Annotated in this window: 14 protein-coding genes; 4 read left to right on the top strand and 10 right to left on the bottom strand. The window is 65.1% G+C overall.

Features of this window, described 5'->3' with window-relative positions; genetic code table 11:
• The 4 genes from cpaB to GQ56_RS0130300 form a co-directional block, all read right to left on the bottom strand.
• A partial coding sequence (cpaB, locus tag GQ56_RS0130315; RefSeq protein ID WP_031402226.1) for a Flp pilus assembly protein CpaB occupies positions 1–881 on the bottom strand: 881 nt, incomplete at its 3' end.
• Between the two features lie 95 nt (positions 882–976).
• On the bottom strand, positions 977–1471 hold the full coding sequence (locus GQ56_RS0130310) for a TadE/TadG family type IV pilus assembly protein (protein WP_031402225.1): 495 nt from the start codon (positions 1469–1471) through the stop codon (positions 977–979).
• Positions 1468–1962 (bottom strand): A24 family peptidase, encoded by a 495-nt coding sequence (locus GQ56_RS0130305; RefSeq protein ID WP_031402224.1) that lies wholly within the window; start codon positions 1960–1962, stop codon positions 1468–1470. The genes GQ56_RS0130310 and GQ56_RS0130305 overlap by 4 nt, the downstream gene beginning before the upstream one ends.
• An 88-nt stretch (positions 1963–2050) precedes the next feature.
• Entirely contained in the window at positions 2051–2221 is a 171-nt protein-coding gene (locus tag GQ56_RS0130300) for a Flp family type IVb pilin (protein ID WP_031402223.1), read from the bottom strand.
• A 675-nt stretch (positions 2222–2896) separates the two neighbouring features.
• Between GQ56_RS0130300 and GQ56_RS0130295 the strand changes: the two genes are divergently transcribed.
• The 4 genes from GQ56_RS0130295 to GQ56_RS0130280 all read left to right on the top strand — a co-directional run bounded on the left by GQ56_RS0130295 (position 2897) and on the right by GQ56_RS0130280 (position 8773).
• Positions 2897–4783 (top strand): collagen-like triple helix repeat-containing protein, encoded by a 1887-nt coding sequence (locus tag GQ56_RS0130295; RefSeq protein WP_031402222.1) that lies wholly within the window; start codon positions 2897–2899, stop codon positions 4781–4783.
• Positions 4784–4823: 40 nt separating this feature from the next.
• Positions 4824–6311 (top strand): collagen-like triple helix repeat-containing protein, encoded by a 1488-nt coding sequence (locus GQ56_RS0130290; protein WP_031402221.1) that lies wholly within the window; start codon positions 4824–4826, stop codon positions 6309–6311.
• Positions 6312–6456: 145 nt separating this feature from the next.
• Positions 6457–8142 carry a ShlB/FhaC/HecB family hemolysin secretion/activation protein gene (locus GQ56_RS0130285; protein WP_031402220.1) on the top strand — a complete coding sequence of 562 codons (1686 nt, stop codon included), beginning with the start codon at positions 6457–6459 and terminating at the stop codon, positions 8140–8142.
• Between the two features lie 169 nt (positions 8143–8311).
• Complete coding sequence (locus GQ56_RS0130280) at positions 8312–8773, top strand: DUF2147 domain-containing protein (protein WP_031402219.1); 462 nt, start codon at positions 8312–8314, stop codon at positions 8771–8773.
• Positions 8774–8876: 103 nt separating this feature from the next.
• On the opposite strand, the gene GQ56_RS0130275 is transcribed toward GQ56_RS0130280, so the two are convergent.
• The 6 genes from GQ56_RS0130275 to GQ56_RS45935 form a co-directional block, all read right to left on the bottom strand.
• Positions 8877–9287, bottom strand: a complete 411-nt coding sequence (locus tag GQ56_RS0130275; RefSeq protein WP_031402218.1) for a transposase — start codon at positions 9285–9287, stop codon at positions 8877–8879.
• Between the two features lie 144 nt (positions 9288–9431).
• A complete protein-coding gene (gene zapE, locus GQ56_RS0130270; protein ID WP_031402217.1) occupies positions 9432–10529 on the bottom strand; it encodes a cell division protein ZapE in 1098 nt (365 codons plus the stop codon).
• A 95-nt stretch (positions 10530–10624) separates the two neighbouring features.
• Positions 10625–12055, bottom strand: a complete 1431-nt coding sequence (gene lpdA / locus GQ56_RS0130265; protein ID WP_031402216.1) for a dihydrolipoyl dehydrogenase — start codon at positions 12053–12055, stop codon at positions 10625–10627.
• A gap of 82 nt (positions 12056–12137) precedes the next feature.
• Positions 12138–13409, bottom strand: coding sequence for a 2-oxoglutarate dehydrogenase complex dihydrolipoyllysine-residue succinyltransferase (gene odhB, locus GQ56_RS0130260; RefSeq protein ID WP_031402215.1), 1272 nt, complete (start codon positions 13407–13409; stop codon positions 12138–12140).
• A gap of 135 nt (positions 13410–13544) precedes the next feature.
• Positions 13545–16409, bottom strand: a complete 2865-nt coding sequence (locus GQ56_RS0130255) for a 2-oxoglutarate dehydrogenase E1 component (RefSeq protein WP_031402214.1) — start codon at positions 16407–16409, stop codon at positions 13545–13547.
• 109 nt (positions 16410–16518) lie between these two features.
• A complete protein-coding gene (locus GQ56_RS45935; RefSeq protein WP_075123060.1) occupies positions 16519–16707 on the bottom strand; it encodes a hypothetical protein in 189 nt (62 codons plus the stop codon).
• Positions 16708–16709: the final 2 nt, after the last annotated feature.

Below are 16709 nucleotides of genomic sequence, written 5' to 3'. Positions count from 1 at the left end.
CCCCGAATCACTTCGATGCCGCCGCCCCCGCCTCCGGCATGCCGTGCAACCACCCGCGGCGCTGCCGCACGCGGAGCGGGCGCTGCCGCACTCTTCGACAACTCGCCCAGCACCACGCCGGCGGCGGCAAGCGCCGACGGGCTCTTGTCGTCGCTTACCCGGACCGCGACGGTCTGCGCCGCCACGTCGTCGTCGCGCGGGTTGCGCAGCGCGAGCACGAGCCGGCCGCTCTGCTCGGCGAGCGTCAGCGCATCGACCTGGGCGGTCGGCACCGCGAGCACCGCGGTCCGCATGCCGACCACGGAGCCGTTCGAGCTGTCGCGCTCGGTCGTCGCGTCGCCGAACGAGAGCACGCGGACCTTCGACATCAGCAGGCGCGCCTGGGTATTCGCGATCTCCGCCATCGACGTTCCGCCGACCGCAGCCCCCGCCCCGTCGCGCTTCAGGTTCAGGAACACGTCGACAAAGTTGCCGGGCCTCACGCGGTTGCCGACTGCGTTGGTTTCGTCGACCTTGATCGCGACTGCGCGTTCTCCCGGCGCGATCTGTTCGGCCAGGCCGGACGTCAGTGCGCTCGCGACGACGGCCGCCTGGGCCGGGATGTCGGCGGCCGGAATGCGGCCGACGAGTTGCAGCGGATCGGCGAACGCGCCTTGCGGCGCGGCGATCGTCTGTTGAACCTTCAGCGCGTCGGCCGGAATCGGTTGGCCAGCCGGCAACGGCCGCGTCGCCACGACGATCGGCACGCTCTGCGTCGTAACCGTCGCCGTGACCGGCGCGACGTCGGCGGGCTTGCGTCCGAGCATCCACGCGTAGGCGCCAAGCAGGATCGCGATCGCGATCAGCAAGCCCGCAGTGATCTTTGTCAGGTTGTTGGCCATGGTGTTGTTATGTTTCCCCGCTGCTCACGATTGAATTCTCCGCGCGGCGCTGCCGGCCGGCCGCCCTCGACCACGCACGGCACCATCGCTGTCGTCTAAATGATGTTGACCGGGCTGATCTGCACCATCGCCGTTCCGGTGAGTGTCGACGGCACCGGCAACAGTGAACCGATCAACGGGAACGACGGGACCAGCGGATTCTGCGAGTACGGATAGGTCAGCGTGATCTGCACGCACAGCATCGTCGAGTCGTACGAACAGCTGCCTTGCTGCGTCTGAGCGCACGTCGCGCCCTTCAGCCACGTGGTCAGGTTCGTTGCGGCCGTGCAGGCGGCCTGGGCCCGCGCCGCGAGCGCCGCTTGCTGCGCCGCCTGGACCGACGCTGCCGCCCCGACCTGCTGGTAGTTCAGCGCGGCGCGCGCGCCTTCTGTCGCCGCGAGCGTCAGGTTTTGCTGCGCGGCGAAGATCATTCCGTACGTGATGATTGCGTAAAGGATCAGGAAGAAACTCGGCAGCATCAACGCGAATTCGACTGCTGTCGCGCCACGCTCGCGACGGCGCATCCCCGATGCAAGGCGCCCGCCCGTCATTGCGCCCCTCCGGTCGCGATCCGGTACACGCACCACAGCACCGCCGGAATCACGAGAAACGCGGCATAGGGCGACGCCCGGAATCCGGCGATCTCCATCGTCGGCGAGCGCCGACGCCATAACGCGGATACCGGCGTCTGGGTGGCGAATACCAGGGTGCCGGCATGGGCGAACGCGAGCAGGCTCGCAATGATCCAGAGCCAGAACAGCGCATGCGCGCCGCACCACGCACCAAGCACCGCGAACACCTTGACGTCGGCGGCGCCCATTACGCGCAGCGCAAAAAACGGGAAAAGGCTGACCAAGCCGATCAGTGCGCCAATGAGCGCCTGATTCACGGATATACCGAATGGATTATGTCCGGAGACCGCAAATGCAGATACCAGTCCACCAATCACCAGTGAATTCGGTATACGCCTATGACGGATGTCCTCGAGAGCGACAAGCACCGCCCACGCGAGGAAAACCCCGACACCAATTAGCAGGATCATTTACGCCCCGAGCGGCAAAACTTACCCACGCGGATTGCCGTGGCAATCCGCGCGCCCAACAGCAGGGAATGAGCAAAAAGCCCGCTCGTTATGCCTTCGGCATCTGGTTCGCGATGTAGGTGAACGCTCCCGAGATGCCACCCGTCAACGTGCCGACGGCAGTGACGAGAGCAACGGCTACCAGTCCGGCGATCAGACCGTACTCGACTGCGGTAACCCCGTTTTCTTCCTTAAGGAAACGCTTGATGATTGCTTTCATTTTATTCCTCGTGCCTGTATTTACGTTCTTTGGCCTTTTATACGTATACGTCCCCGCATATCTGGCCGGTTGCCCCACGCCGTTCGCTACATCTGCTGTAACGACAACTGGGTGCACTTTCTTTATAGGTTGCCCCGCGGGGCATGGCTCACAATCTGATGCAAGTTAACATTCGCGATAGCAACCCTCCTCGAACGTTGTGTACCGAACCGTACATTTGCTTACATCTGCTCCGGATTCTATATCCGATCCTATTTAACTTCCAACCTCTTTTAACGGCGTCGGTCGAAAAAAAATTCAGGAGCACAACGTATTTGTACGGCGTTTCGGTACGACTTACACATAGGATTTACGATAGGTTAGATGTGCACACCTATTCCACCAGTAAAACCATTGCCTCGTCCACCAAGCCTGCGTGATCCCCACGTTACGACGCAAGCGTAACGCCAATGTTGTGACGTTACGTTACGAAACGCTCGAAACCGTTCTCATTTGTCCGTCCTTAAACAGATTCAACAATCTTTCAATTTCCGTAACTTCCTTTTCCGACAAGGAATTGCCCCGTTTAAAGTCTGCCGTCGAACCATCTGGCATCGAAATGGCACGACAGTTGCAGAGTAGTCCTCGCAGCACTCGACAACGCAGCTCACAACACATTTTTAATGCGAGGACAAAATGGACATTAAGGTTATCCCCCATGGCATGTTCCGGACGACTCTGATCGCGGCCACCGTCGCAGCCATGCTTTCCCTCTCCGCGTGCGGTGGTTCCGGTTCCATCAGCCAGGGCCTCGGCGGCGGCTCGAGCTCGGGCGCCGGCGATTCGATCTCCACCTCGGGCGGCGGCAGCTCCGGCACCAGCGGCACCTCGGGTACGAGCGGCAGCTCCGGTACCAGCGGGACGTCGGGCACCAGCGGTACTTCCGGTAGCAGCGGCACGTCGGGCACCTCCGGCACCAGCGGAACGTCGGGCACGAGCGGCACCTCCGGCACCTCGGGTGTGTCGTCGAACCCGGTGGGAACTGTCCTCGCAAGCAGCAGCAATATCGTCACGGGGGTGGGCGGGACCGTCTCCGGCCTCGGCTCCGTCATCGGCAGCCAGTCGCTGCCGGGCGTCAACCCGGCCACCACGCAAGCTGCAGGCGGCATCGTGCAAAGCGTCGGCGGCGCCGTGACCGCACTCGGCAACGGGCTGGGCAACGGCCTCGGCCAGCTCGGCGCAACCAAGGATCCGATCGGCACCACGGTTGCCAGCACGGGCGGCGTGGTCAATCAGCTCGGCGGCGCGGTCACGCAGACGGGCAACCTGGTCTCGAGCCTCGGCAGCGGCCCGCTGGCGCCGCTCGCGCCGGTCACGGGGGCTGTGGGCGGCCTCGTGTCGACGCTCGGCGGTGCTGTCTCGAACGGCGGCACCACTCTTACCAACGTGCTGTCGACCGGCCCGATCCAGCAAGTCACGCAGACGGTCAGCTCGGTCATCACGCCCATCACGACGATGGTCGGCCAGACGACCCAGACGGTCGGCACGGCAACCGGCCTCGGCGCTCCCGTCAACACGCTGCTCGGCACGGTCGGCGCCGGCCTGAACCAGGCCGGCGCCCTGCTCGCATCGGCAGGCGGCAACCCTGTCACGACGGGCCTCGGCAACACCGTTTCGGCCACGGGCAACACGGTGAAGACCGTCGGCGGGTTGCTCACGGGCGGCACCGGCGGCGTGACCAACCCGCTCGCGCCGCTCACGGGCCTCGTCTCCACCGTCACCGGCGCACTCGGTAGCGCGACGGGCGGCAGCAGCAGCCCCCTCGCGCCGGTCACCGGCCTCGTCTCCACCGTCACCGGCGCACTCGGCGGCGCAACGGGCGGCGGCAGCGGCCCGCTCGCGCCGGTCACCGGCCTGGTTTCCACAGTCACCGGCGCACTCAGCGGCGCAACGGGTGGCAGCAGCAGCCCGCTCGCTCCGGTCACCGGCCTCGTCTCGACGGTCACGGGTGCACTGGGTGGCGCAACGGGCGGCAGCGGCAGCCCCCTCGCACCGGTCACCGGCCTCGTCTCGACGGTCACGGGTGCACTGGGCGGCGTAACGGGCGGCAGCGGCAGCCCCCTCGCGCCGGTCACCGGCCTCGTCTCGACGGTCACGGGCGCACTCGGCGGCGCAACGGGCGGCAGCGGCAGCCCCCTCGCGCCGGTCACCGGCCTCGTCTCGACGGTCACGGGTGCGCTCGGCGGCGTAACGGGCGGCAGCGGCAGCCCCCTCGCACCGGTCACCGGCCTCGTCTCGACGGTGACGGGCGCGCTCGGCGGCGCAACGGGCGGCACGAGCGGCGGCCCGCTCGCGCCGGTCACGGGTCTCCTCGGCTCGGTCACGGGCGCACTCGGCGGCACCGGCGGCAACAGCCCGCTCGCCCCGGTGACGAACGCGGTGTCCACGGTGACCAGCGCGGTCGGCGCACCGGCACTGACCGGCGGCACCGGCGCCGTCACGAACGCGGGCTCGGCGTCGAATCCGCTCGCGCCCGTCACGTCGCTGATCGGCGGCCTGCTTGGCGGCACGCACGGCAAGTAAACCTATATCCATCAATCGACAAGACAGCGAGGAGTCAATCATGTCCCAGCAACGAGCCCTCACGACGGCCGCCGTGCGCCAGTGGCGCGCGCCCCTCACCGCCCTCGCCGCAGCCTGCCTGCTGGCTGCCTGCGGCGGCGGCGGCGTCAGCGCGTCGCCGACCAGCAGCAACAACACCCCCAGCAGCACGAGCGGCACGCCGAGCACGAGCGGCACCAGCGGCACGTCCACGGGCACCCAGGGTGTGGTCAGCACGGTCGGCCAGACGGCCACCGACCTCGGCAGCACGGTCGGCAATATCAGCGTGCCGGGCCTCGGCGACGGGGTGACGAAGGGCGTCGGCAGTACGCTCTCCAGCACCGGCACCATCGTCGGCGCGGCCGCCAACGCCGTGAGCAACGGGCTGGGGCAGATCGGTTCGACTCAGAATCCGGTCGGCACGACGGTGGCCGGGCTCGGCAACGTGGTCGGCGCGACGAGCAACACGGTGTCCGGCCTGAGCTCGACGGTCAAGGCGCTCGGCACGGGCCCGCTCGCGCCGCTGGCACCGGTCACGACGCCGGTCGGCACCGTGCTCGACACGGTCGCCAACGGCCTGACGGCCGCCGGCACGACGATCGGCTCGACGCTGTCGTCGGGCGCGGTGCAGCAGGTCACGCAACCGCTCAGCTCGGCGATCACGCCGCTCGTGATCACCGCCGGACAGGTCACGCAACAGGTCGGCACGACGACCGGGCTCGGACAACCTGTCTCCGGCCTGCTCGGCCAGGTCGGCGGGGCGATCAGTTCGGCCGGCAAGCAGGTCGGCGGCACGTCGAGCCAGCCGCTCGTCGGCGACGTCGGCCAGCTCGTGACCTCGGTCGGCAACACCGTGACCAATGCAGGCGGCCTCGTCAATCCGAACGGCCCGAACGGCGCGGCGCCGATCCCCGGCCTGATCACGAGCCTCGTCGGCGGATCGACGGCAACCGTGCAGAACGGCCCGCCGTCGGGTTCCGGCGCCACGAATCCGCTCGGCGGCCTGCTCTCGGGCCTTGGCTCGACGCCGCTCGGCTCGCTCACCGGCGCGCTCGGGGGGGCAACGGGCGGCGGCAGCAGCCCCCTCGCACCGGTCACCGGCCTCGTCTCCACCGTCACCGGCGCACTCGGCGGCGCAACGGGCGGCAGCAGCCCCCTCGCGCCGGTCACCGGCCTCGTCTCGACGGTCACCGGCACGCTGAGCGGTGCGGCGGGCGGCGGCAGCGGCCCGCTCGCCCCCGTCACGAATCTCGTGTCGACGGTCACGGGCACGCTCGGCGGCGCAACAGGTGGCGCAGGCAGTGCAAACCCTCTCGCGCCTGTCACCGGTTTGCTGAATACTGTCACCGGTGCAGTTGGCGGTGCAGCGGGGTCCGGGGGCTCGAGCCCGCTCGCGCCGGTCACGTCGTTGATCGGCAGCGTCTCGGGGACGGCATCGGGCGGCAACTCGACGGGCCTGCTCGCGCCGGTAACGAGTTTGCTGGGCACGCTGGGGAGCGTTGGCAAGTAAAGGAGGACGGTCGCACCTTCGCAGCCGGAGCGAATGGCGCGGCCGTACCAATACAACCGGCATGGCGGCACGCGACGCGCGGCACCCTGGTGTCGCGCGTCGGCATTACCAAGAAGACGAAAAGCAAGGCCTACGAGGAAGAACAATGAAATCCAGACTCGACAGATGGATGATGCTGCTCGCGATCGCGGCAGCCGGCACGGCACATGCACAGACACGCGTCGGGGGTAACCCGCTGGACTCCCTGCCCCAGATCAACGCACCGAAAACCGGCCCGAACGTGACCGTGCAGGTCGCACCGCAAGCGCCGCAATTGCAGGAGTTGCTGTCGCGTCACCTGACGCCCGCGACGTTCCAGGTCGAAGGCGTGAAGTCGGTGCCGTTCGACGAAATCTCGCGTCGCTTCACCCCCCTCGTCGGCAAGGACATCACGATCGGCGAACTGATCGAAACCGCCAACGGCGTGACGAAGCTGTACCAGGATCGCGGCTATGCGCTGTCGTTCGCGTTCGTTCCCGCGCAGACGTTCGAAAACGGCGTCGTACGCATCACGGTTGTCGAAGGCTATGTGTCGGACGTCAAGGTCACCGGCAAGCCCGGCGCGATGGAACCGAAGATTCGCGCGATCGCCGCGAACATCACCGCCGATCGTCCGCTGCGCCGTGCAACGTTCGAGCGCTACGTGAATACGTTCGGCCTGCTCCCCGGCCTCACGGTAAAGGCGAACGTGCCGCCTCCGCAAACCACCGACGGCGCGACGACGCTCGAACTCGCGGTCGACCGCAAGCCGTTCAACGTCAGCACCGGCGTCGACTTCAACCATCCGGGCGTCCAGGGCCTCATCACCGCGACCGAGAACGGTCTCACGCGGTTCGGCGAGCAACTGAGCATCTCCGCGCTGGCGCCGCCGGGACGCGACAAGCAAACGTACTTCGCATTCAGTGGCGCACTGCCTGTCGGCAGCAGCGGCCTCATCACGCGCCTCGATGCGAGCACCTATCGCGGCAAGCCGACCGACAATCCGGGCCTGCCGTCGTATGTCCAGCGTACGGTCAAGAACGAAAAGCTTGGTCTTTCGGCATCCTATCCGATACTGCTGAACAACCAGCGCAGCCTGCTCGGCACGGTGTCGGGCTACGCGGCCCACAACGAGGACAACTACCAGAACCAGATCAACGGTGCGACCCTCAACAACCGGTCGCAGGTGCGTGTGCTGCAACTGCAGCTTGACTACACGACCGTCCAGCCGAAGCAGGTGCAAAAACTGAGCATCAACGTTGCGAAGGCGTTCGACATTCTCGGCGCATCGAAATCGCAGATCGGCACGAACGGCAGTACCACGACGACCTATGCCGACCCGACTTCACTGACTTTCGTCCGTACCGGCGCAACCTTCACGCAAACCAACGAATGGCCGTTCCGGATCGGCACGTCGGTTTCGCTGACCGGGCAATACAGCGCCGACTCGTTGCCGACGTCCGAACAGATCTCGTTCGGCTCGACCCGTTACGCGCTCGGCTATCAGCCGGGCGAGGCGTCGGGCGATTCCGGCTGGGGGATGTCGCTCGAAGTCAACCGCGCGTTCTCGCCGGGCTGGACCTACATGAAATCGGTCACACCGTATATTGCCTACGACATGGCGCGCGTATACCTGCACGCAGGCACGCCGTCGCCGAACCGCATGTCGTCGGTCGGCATCGGCGTGCGGTTCACGGACAGCCGTTTCTACAGCCTCGACCTGAACATCGCGAAGCCGGTCGGCGACGCGCCCGTCGAAAGTGCGTCGCGCAGCCCGCGCGTCAACGCCGCCTTCTCGTATCAGCTCAATTGACCGCTCACCGAACAGCCCGCGTCGTCGCGCGGGCTGTTTCGATTAGAGCCCCCTCTATCAAACGCGGCGCGTGGTTTCACGTATTCTGGCGAAGCTCGCAACATGCCCGCCCCATGCAGACGGTCGTGCGAGCCGATCGAACACGACATGCAAAACAAGGAGGACGACAATGCTTCAACTGACCCGCCCGTTGCGTGCAATGGCCATGGCCGGCGCACTGCTCGCCTGCGCAGCACCCACGTTCGCACAAGCCGACAGCCCGATCGGCATGTGGCAGACGATCGACGACAACACCCATCAGCCGAAGGCACTCGTGCAGATCGCCGAGGACGGTGACGGCGCGTTGTCCGGCAAGGTCCTCAAGGGCCTCGGCGCGAACGATACGCCCGATCGCCGCTGCACCGCCTGCACGGACGAGCGCAAGGATCAGCTGATCAAGGGCATGACGATCATCAAGGCGATGAAGAAGGAAGGCGACCACTGGGACGGCGGCAACATTCTCGACCCGGAAAACGGCAAGGTCTACAAGTGCAAGATGACGCTCGAAGACGGCGGCCAGAAACTGATCGTGCGCGGCTACATCGGCGTGTCGCTGCTCGGCCGTTCGCAGACCTGGGTACGCCAGCAATAATTCTGGCGCGCGCCTGAACGCGCGGCTCAACGAAAAATCGGCCTGCGACGATGTCGTCAGGCCGATTTTCTTTTGGTGCGGACGCCGCCGGAACGAACCCGCATCACGCAGCGTGCTTCAGCGTGCCGGGCGCATGGCTACCCGGCGGATGAAAGGCCGGAGCCACGTTGCTGCGTGCTTCTGCCGCCTTCGATTGCACATGCTTGCGCATCCGCGTGGACAATTCGTTGCAGAGATTCACGCCTGCGTCGCCATAGAGCTCACGCATGACGTTCATCAACGCGCCCGTCTCGTGCCAGACCTTGAAACGGCGATGGCAGGTTTGATACGACGGGTAACGGCGCGGCATGGCCGACCACGTTGCCCCGCTGTAGATCACCCACAGCACGCCGTTCAGGACGGCACGCGTATTGGCCAACGGCCGGCCACGCAACTCGGTGCGCGGCTGCATTTCGGGCAGAAGCGGCGCAACGCAGCGCCACTCGTGGTCGTTCAGATCGCGATACGGTGTCATGGACATCTCCAGCCTTAGTAACCATGACACAACGATATCGGCTCACCCCGACAATGAATATAAGACGAATCCGAAAATACCCCAAGATTGCCTGAATTTGACCGGAATTGACGTTTGAATCCGGTCAATTACCGCCAAGCACCCTCAAGTCAGCGACGTATCGACGATGCGGCGCGGTGTTTCGAGATACTCCTTCGACTGCATCTCGACGATGCGCGACACCGTGCGTGCGAACTCGTTGGCCATCGGGCCTTCGACGTACAGTTGCTCCGCCGGCACCGCCGCGGACATCAGCAGCTTGACCTTGTGGTCGTACAGCACGTCGATGAGCCACGTGAAGCGCCGCGCCTCGGACGCCATCCGCGGCGACATCTGCGGCACCTCGGACAGCACGATTGCATGGAAGCGGCTCGCCAGTTCGAGGTAGTCGTTCTGCGAACGCGGGCCGCCGCACAGCGTCGCGAAATCGAACCATACGACGCCATCCGCCTTGCGCAGCGCCTTCAGTTCGCGCTTCTCGATATGCAGGATCGGGCTTTCGTCGGGTACCGCGGCGAGCTTCGAGAATGCATGCCGCAACTCGCGATCGGCGTCCGCGCCGAGCGGAGTGTGATACATCTTCACCTGCGCGAGCGTGCGCTGGCGGTAGTCGACGCCCGCATCGACGTTGAGCACGTCGAGCCTGTCCTTGATCAGCGCGATCGCCGGCAGCATGCGGTCCCGATGCAGGCCGTCCGGATACAGGTCGTCGGGATCGTAGTTGGACGTCATCACGAACTGCACGCCGTTGTTGAACAGACGGTCGAGCAGACGGTACAGGATCATCGCATCGGCGATGTCCGATACGTGAAACTCGTCGAAGCAGATCAGCCGGTAGCGCTTCGCGATGCGCCGCGCGAGTTCGTCGAGCGGATCGGCCTGCCCCTTCAGTTCCTCGAGCTCCCGGTGCACTTCGCGCATGAATTCGTGGAAATGCAGGCGCGTCTTGCGCTGCACGGGCACGACCGCGAAGAAGCTGTCCATCAGGAAGCTCTTGCCGCGACCGACGCCGCCCCACATGTAGACGCCGCGCGGGAGGTCCGGATGATTGATGAGCTTCTTGAATGCGTTCGAGCGGCGCGCCTTGTACTCGACCCACTCGTCAAAACATTGCTGCAGGCGATCGACGGCCGCGCGCTGTGCGGGATCGGACTGATAGCCGCGCGTGGTCAGTTCGCGCGTGTAGTATTCGGTGACGTTCATCGGGCAAACCGGAAAAAACGAAGGCGAGCGGGAAACCCCGCCCGCCTTCGTCATGTGACGGCTGCGCCGGCCGACGGGCCGGCGCTATACCGTGCTCAGCTGTTCAGCGAGCGCTTGTCGACGGCGAGCGCCGCTTCGCGCATCACTTCCGACATCGACGGGTGCGGATGGCAAATACGGGCGATGTCTTCCGACGCCGCCTTGAATTCCATCGCCACCACGGCTTCCGCGATCAGGTCCGACGCGTTCGCGGCAATCACGTGCACGCCGAGCAGTTCGTCCGTCTTCGCGTCCGCGATCATCTTCACGAAACCGTCCGGTGCGTTCATGCCCAGCGCACGGCCGTTGATCGAGAACGGGAACTTGCCCGTCTTGATCTCGCGGCCTTCGGCCTTCAGTTGCTGCTCCGTCTTGCCGACCCACGCGATTTCCGGGTACGTGTAGATCACCCACGGAATGCAGTTGTAGTCGATGTGCGGCTTCTGGCCGTCGATCACTTCCGCGACCAGCACGCCTTCGTCTTCCGCCTTGTGCGCGAGCATCGGGCCACGCACCACGTCGCCGATCGCGTACACGTTCGGCACGGCCGTGCGGCAGTGGTCGTCGACGTCGATGAAGCCGCGTTCGTTCGCCTTCAGGCCGATCGCCTCGAGGCCGAGGTTGTCGGTGTTCGGCACGCGGCCGACCGACACGATCAGGCGGTCGGCGTCGAGCGTCTGCGCGTTGCCGTCCTTGTCCGTGTAAGCGATCGACACGCCGTCCGCGGTCGTCTTCACTTCGCCGATCTTCACGCCGAGATGGATGTCGAGGCCCTGCTTCTTGAACAGCTTGGCCGCTTCCTTCGCGAGCGCTTCGTCGGCCGCGCCGAGGAATGCCGGCAGCGCTTCGAGCACCGTCACTTCGGCGCCCAGGCGGCGCCACACCGAGCCGAGCTCGAGGCCGATCACGCCTGCGCCGATCACGGCGAGCTTCTTCGGCACCGCGTCGAACGTCAGCGCGCCTTCGTTGTCCGACACGATCTTGTTGTCGACCGGGATGCCCGGCAGGTGACGCGCCTTCGAGCCCGTCGCGATGATCACGTTCTTCGCGGTGACGACTTCGGTTTCACCCTCGCCGCTCACTTCGATCTGTACGCCGGCGTCGGTCTTGCCGGTGAACTTGCCATGGCCCTTCAGCCAGGTGATCTTGTTCTTCTTGAACAGGAACTCGATCCCGCTCGTCATCTTCTCGACGATGCCGTCCTTGCGGCCGAGCATCGTCGCGACGTCGATCTTCACGCCGTCGACGCTGATGCCGTGGTCGGCGAGATGGTGCTGCGCGTTCTCGAATTCTTCCGACGAGGCCAGCAGCGCCTTCGACGGGATGCAGCCGACGTTCAGGCAGGTGCCGCCGAGCTTCAGCGCGCCGGCCGGATTCTTCCACTTCTCGATACAGGCAACGGTCTTGCCCAGCTGCGCGGCGCGAATCGCGGCGATGTAGCCGCCGGGGCCGGCGCCGATCACGACGACGTCAAATTCCTTGGACATGGCAATCCTTTCTACTTGTGCGCCCGCACGGGCGCGCGTGTCGCGCGCCCGTGCGGAACGGGTCAATGCGGTGAAACTCGGCTTACAGGTCGAGCAGCAGGCGTGCCGGATCTTCCAGCGCATCCTTCATCGCGACGAGCGACAGCACGGCTTCGCGGCCGTCGATGATGCGGTGGTCGTACGACAGCGCGAGGTAGTTGATCGGACGGATCACGATCTGGCCGTTTTCCACGACCGGACGCTCCTTCGTCGCGTGCACGCCGAGGATGGCCGACTGCGGCGGGTTGATGATCGGGGTCGACAGCATCGAGCCGAACACGCCGCCGTTCGAGATCGAGAACGTACCGCCCGTCATTTCCTCGATCGACAGCTTGCCGTCCTTCGCCTTCTGGCCGAATTCGGCGATCTTCTTTTCGATCTCGGCAAGGCTCAGCTGATCGGCATTGCGCAGGATCGGCACGACGAGGCCGCGCGGCGAGCCGACAGCGATACCGATGTCGAAGTAGCCGTGGTAGACGATGTCGTTGCCGTCGATCGACGCGTTCACGAGCGGGAACTTCTTCAGCGCGTGCACGGCCGCCTTCACGAAGAACGACATGAAGCCGAGCTTCACGCCATGTTCCTTCTCGAACTTGTCCTTGTACTTGTTGCGCAGTTCCATGACCGGAGCCATGTTGACTTCGTTGAACGTCGTCAGGATCGCGTTGGTCTGCTGCGATTCGAGCAGACGCTCGGCGATACGCGCACGCAGGCGCGACATCGGCACGCGCTGTTCCGGACGGTCGTTCAGCCAGGTCGTCGCCGACGCCGGCACCTTCACGTCCGGCAGCGACGGCTTCGCCGCGGCCTTGGCCGGTGCGGCAGCCGGAGCGGCCTTCGGTGCGCTGCCAGCGGCCAGCGCGTCGCCCTTCGTGACGCGGCCGTCGCGGCCCGAACCCGTGACGTCGCCTGCCGACAGGCCCTTCTCGGCCAGCAGCTTCGACGCGGCCGGCGATGCGGCTGCCGACGATGCCGTGGCGGCAGCCGGTTGCGCTGCCGGTGCGGCTGCGACGGGTGCCGCGGCCGGCTTGACTTCGGCTGCGCCTGCCGCTGCTTCGGCCGCACCAGCCTTCGCTTCGGTATCGATCGTTGCGATCACCTGGTCGGCAACCACCGTGTCACCGTCGTGGTGCATCACTTGCGCGAGCACGCCCGCTGCCGGCGCCGGCACTTCGAGCACGACCTTGTCGGTCTCGAGTTCGATCAGGATTTCGTCCTGCGCGACTGCTTCGCCCGGCTTCTTCTTCCACTGCAGCATGGTGGCTTCCGAGACCGACTCCGAAAGCTGGGGGACTTTGACTTCTACGATAGCCATGTGATTTTCCTGGATGCTTAATCTGGGGTATGACGAGGTTCGTGCGACTCCTTCCGCCGGTACGGCGCGCAACGCGCCCGGCAGGCCGAAGGAGACGGGAAAGCGCACTGCGCCCTCCCGTTTCGCGTCCGTCGGTTATTTCGCGATCGATGCGCTCTTCAGGCGGCCGAAAGCACCTTCGATCAGGGCCTTCTGCTGCTCGTAGTGCTTCGCGTAGTAGCCAACCGCCGGCGAGGCCGAAGCCGGACGGCCGCTGTATGCCAGCTTCTGCCCTTCCTTCATGCCTTCCTTCAGGTGGTGCTCGACGTAGAACCAGGGGCCCTGGTTCTGCGGCTCGTCCTGCACCCAGACCACTTCAGTCGCGTTCTCGTACTTCTTCATTTCGGCTTCGAACTGCTTGTGCGCGAACGGATACAACTGCTCGATACGGATGATCGCGACGTCGTTCGCCTTCGCTTCGCGGCGATGTGCGACGAGGTCGTAGTACACGCGGCCCGAGCATGCCAGCACGCGCTTGACCTTCTTCGCGTCGATGCCGCCGTCGGTTTCGCCCAGCACCGGCTGGAACGAACCCTTCGCCAGTTCCGACAGATCCGACACGGCTTCCTTGTGACGCAGCAGCGACTTCGGCGTAGCGACGATCAGCGGCTTGCGGAACAGGCGGATCATCTGGCGGCGCAGCAGGTGGAAGATCTGCGCCGGCGTCGTCGGCTGGACGACCTGCATGTTGTGATCCGCGCACAGTTGCAGGAAGCGCTCGATACGCGTGGACGAGTGTTCCGGACCCTGGCCTTCATAGCCGTGCGGCAGCAGCATCGTGAGACCCGACACGCGGCCCCACTTCACTTCGCCCGACGAGATGAACTGGTCGATCACGACCTGCGCGCCGTTGACGAAGTCGCCGAACTGCGCTTCCCACAGCACGAGCGTGTTCGGCTCGGCGGTCGAGTAGCCGTATTCGAAGCCCAGCACCGCTTCTTCCGACAGCACCGAGTCGATCACCGTGAACTTCGCCTGGCCTTCGGCGATGTTCTGCAGCGGCACGTAGGTGCCGTCGTTCCAGCGCTCGCGGTTCTGGTCGTGCAGCACCGCGTGACGGTGCGTGAACGTGCCGCGACCCGAGTCCTGGCCCGTCAGGCGCACCGAGTAGCCCGATGCGACGAGCGACGCGAACGCGAGGTGTTCGCCCATGCCCCAGTCGAGCGGCTGGTCGCCACGCGCCATGTTGCGGCGGTCGTTGATCACGCGCTCGACGAGCGGGTGGACCTTGAAGTTTTCCGGCACCGTCGTGATGCGTTCGCCGAGGCGCTTCAGTTCGGCGAGCGGCACGGCCGTGTCGGCTGCGTCCGTCCACTTGCGGTTCAGGAACGGCACCCAGTCGACCGCGTACTTGCTCTTGTAGTTCGACAGGACCGGGTCGACCGTGTGGTGACCGTCGTCCATCGCCTTGCGGTACGCCTTCACGTAGTTGTCGGCGTCTTCCGCGGTGATCACGCCCTGCTGCACGAGCTTCTCGGCGTACAGCGCACGGGTGCCCGGGTGCTGCGCGATCTTCTTGTACATCAGCGGCTGCGTGACGGCCGGCGTGTCCTGCTCGTTGTGACCCAGCTTGCGGAAGCAGACGATGTCGATCACGACATCCTTGTGGAACTGCATCCGGTAATCGATCGCGATCTGCGTCGCGAGGATCACGGCTTCCGGATCGTCGCCGTTCACGTGCAGCACCGGCGCCTCGATCATCTTGACGACGTCGGTGCAGTACAGCGTCGAGCGCGCGTCGCGCGGGTCGGACGTCGTGAAGCCGATCTGGTTGTTGATGACGATGTGCAGCGTGCCGTGCGTGCCGTAACCGCGCGTCTGCGCGAGGTTCAGCGTTTCCATCACGACGCCCTGGCCTGCGAAGGCCGCGTCGCCGTGGATCTGCACCGGCAGCACTTGCAGGCCGTCTTCGTCGCCGCGACGGTCCATCCGCGCCTTCGCGGAACCTTCGACCACCGGGTTCACGATTTCGAGGTGCGACGGGTTGAATGCGAGCGACAGGTGAACCGGGCCGCCTTCCGTCGACACGTCCGACGAGAAGCCCTTGTGGTACTTCACGTCACCGGCCGGCAGGTCGTCGACGTGCTTGCCTTCGAATTCGGCGAACAGGTCGGCCGGCATCTTGCCCAGCGTGTTGACCAGCACGTTCAGACGGCCGCGGTGGGCCATGCCGATGATGATTTCCTGCACGCCGCGCTTGCCCGCGTGCTGGACGACTTCGTCCATCGACGCGATGAAGCTTTCGCCGCCTTCGAGCGAGAAGCGCTTCTGGCCGACGTACTTGGTGTGCAGGTAACGCTCGAGGCCTTCGGCGGCCGTCAGGCGGTTCAGGATGTGCTTCTTCTCGTCCGCCGAGAAGTTCGGCGTCGCGCGGGTCGACTCGAGGCGCTCCTGCCACCAGCGCTTCTGCTCCGGATCGCTGATGTACATGTACTCGGCGCCGATCGTGCCGCAATACGTATCGCGCAGCCCCTTGACGATATCGCGAAGCGAAGCCTGGTCGAAACCGAAATACAGGTTGCTTGCGCTGTACGTCTGGTCGAGGTCGCCTTCCGAGAAGTCGTAGAACGCGGGCTCGAGTTCGGGGATGGCGGGACGTTCGCGACGCTTCAGGGGATCGAGGTTGGCCCATTGCGAGCCAAGGAAGCGATAGGCGCTGATGAGGGACTGCACGTGGACTTGCTTGCGCGCCGCAGCAAGATTGGTGCTGCTTTCGCGCGGGATGAAGGCATTGGCCTTCGCACGCTCGGCAAACGATTCGACGATCGGAAAGTGGGCGACGTCATTGGCATTCGAACCGTCCGTTGCAGGTACGTTCTGCAGCGCGTCGAAATACTCTCGCCAGTTCTCCGGCACGGACGCCGGATTGTTGAGGTATGCATCGTACAGTTCTTCAACGTACGAAGCATTGCCGCCGAACAGATAGGAGTTCAGCTGAAACTGCTTCATTACATCTGACATTTTACGCTCACCTTTCTTCGAGCTTCTCGAGAAATAGCGGGTTGCTCAACCTTCCGCGACACGGCCTGACCGTTTAGCGGATTGCGAATCAAGTCTTGCTTGGAAGGACCTAAAACTTGCGTGCGCGCAGCATATCACAGAACCGGTACCGAAGTTCATGGCGAAATGTGCCTGAAAGCACCGCGCGGCGGGGTTTTGCCGGATTGCCGCCACCCGCGGGAACAGTGTTTTGCAGGCTGCCCGATTGCATCTCGCGCGGACGCAAAAAAGGCTGCCCCGAGGCAGCCTTTTTCGTCATGC

The organism is Burkholderia paludis (assembly GCF_000732615.1).
GTDB classification, from domain to species: domain Bacteria; phylum Pseudomonadota; class Gammaproteobacteria; order Burkholderiales; family Burkholderiaceae; genus Burkholderia; species Burkholderia paludis.
Note: the sequence above shows the minus strand (reverse complement) of the source record. Positions and strands in the feature narration are given on the sequence as shown.

Coding starts and splice junctions, on each gene's coding strand:
- GQ56_RS0130280 (WP_031402219.1), top strand. CDS start 8,312: ATGCTTCAACTGACCCGCCCGTTGCGTGCAATGGCCATGGCCGGCGCA.
- GQ56_RS0130285 (WP_031402220.1), top strand. CDS start 6,457: ATGAAATCCAGACTCGACAGATGGATGATGCTGCTCGCGATCGCGGCA.
- GQ56_RS0130305 (WP_031402224.1), bottom strand. CDS start 1,962: ATGATCCTGCTAATTGGTGTCGGGGTTTTCCTCGCGTGGGCGGTGCTT.
- GQ56_RS0130255 (WP_031402214.1), bottom strand. CDS start 16,409: ATGTCAGATGTAATGAAGCAGTTTCAGCTGAACTCCTATCTGTTCGGC.
- odhB (WP_031402215.1), bottom strand. CDS start 13,409: ATGGCTATCGTAGAAGTCAAAGTCCCCCAGCTTTCGGAGTCGGTCTCG.
- GQ56_RS0130310 (WP_031402225.1), bottom strand. CDS start 1,471: ATGACGGGCGGGCGCCTTGCATCGGGGATGCGCCGTCGCGAGCGTGGC.
- GQ56_RS0130275 (WP_031402218.1), bottom strand. CDS start 9,287: ATGACACCGTATCGCGATCTGAACGACCACGAGTGGCGCTGCGTTGCG.
- GQ56_RS0130290 (WP_031402221.1), top strand. CDS start 4,824: ATGTCCCAGCAACGAGCCCTCACGACGGCCGCCGTGCGCCAGTGGCGC.
- GQ56_RS45935 (WP_075123060.1), bottom strand. CDS start 16,707: ATGACGAAAAAGGCTGCCTCGGGGCAGCCTTTTTTGCGTCCGCGCGAG.
- lpdA (WP_031402216.1), bottom strand. CDS start 12,055: ATGTCCAAGGAATTTGACGTCGTCGTGATCGGCGCCGGCCCCGGCGGC.
- zapE (WP_031402217.1), bottom strand. CDS start 10,529: ATGAACGTCACCGAATACTACACGCGCGAACTGACCACGCGCGGCTAT.
- GQ56_RS0130295 (WP_031402222.1), top strand. CDS start 2,897: ATGGACATTAAGGTTATCCCCCATGGCATGTTCCGGACGACTCTGATC.
- GQ56_RS0130300 (WP_031402223.1), bottom strand. CDS start 2,221: ATGAAAGCAATCATCAAGCGTTTCCTTAAGGAAGAAAACGGGGTTACC.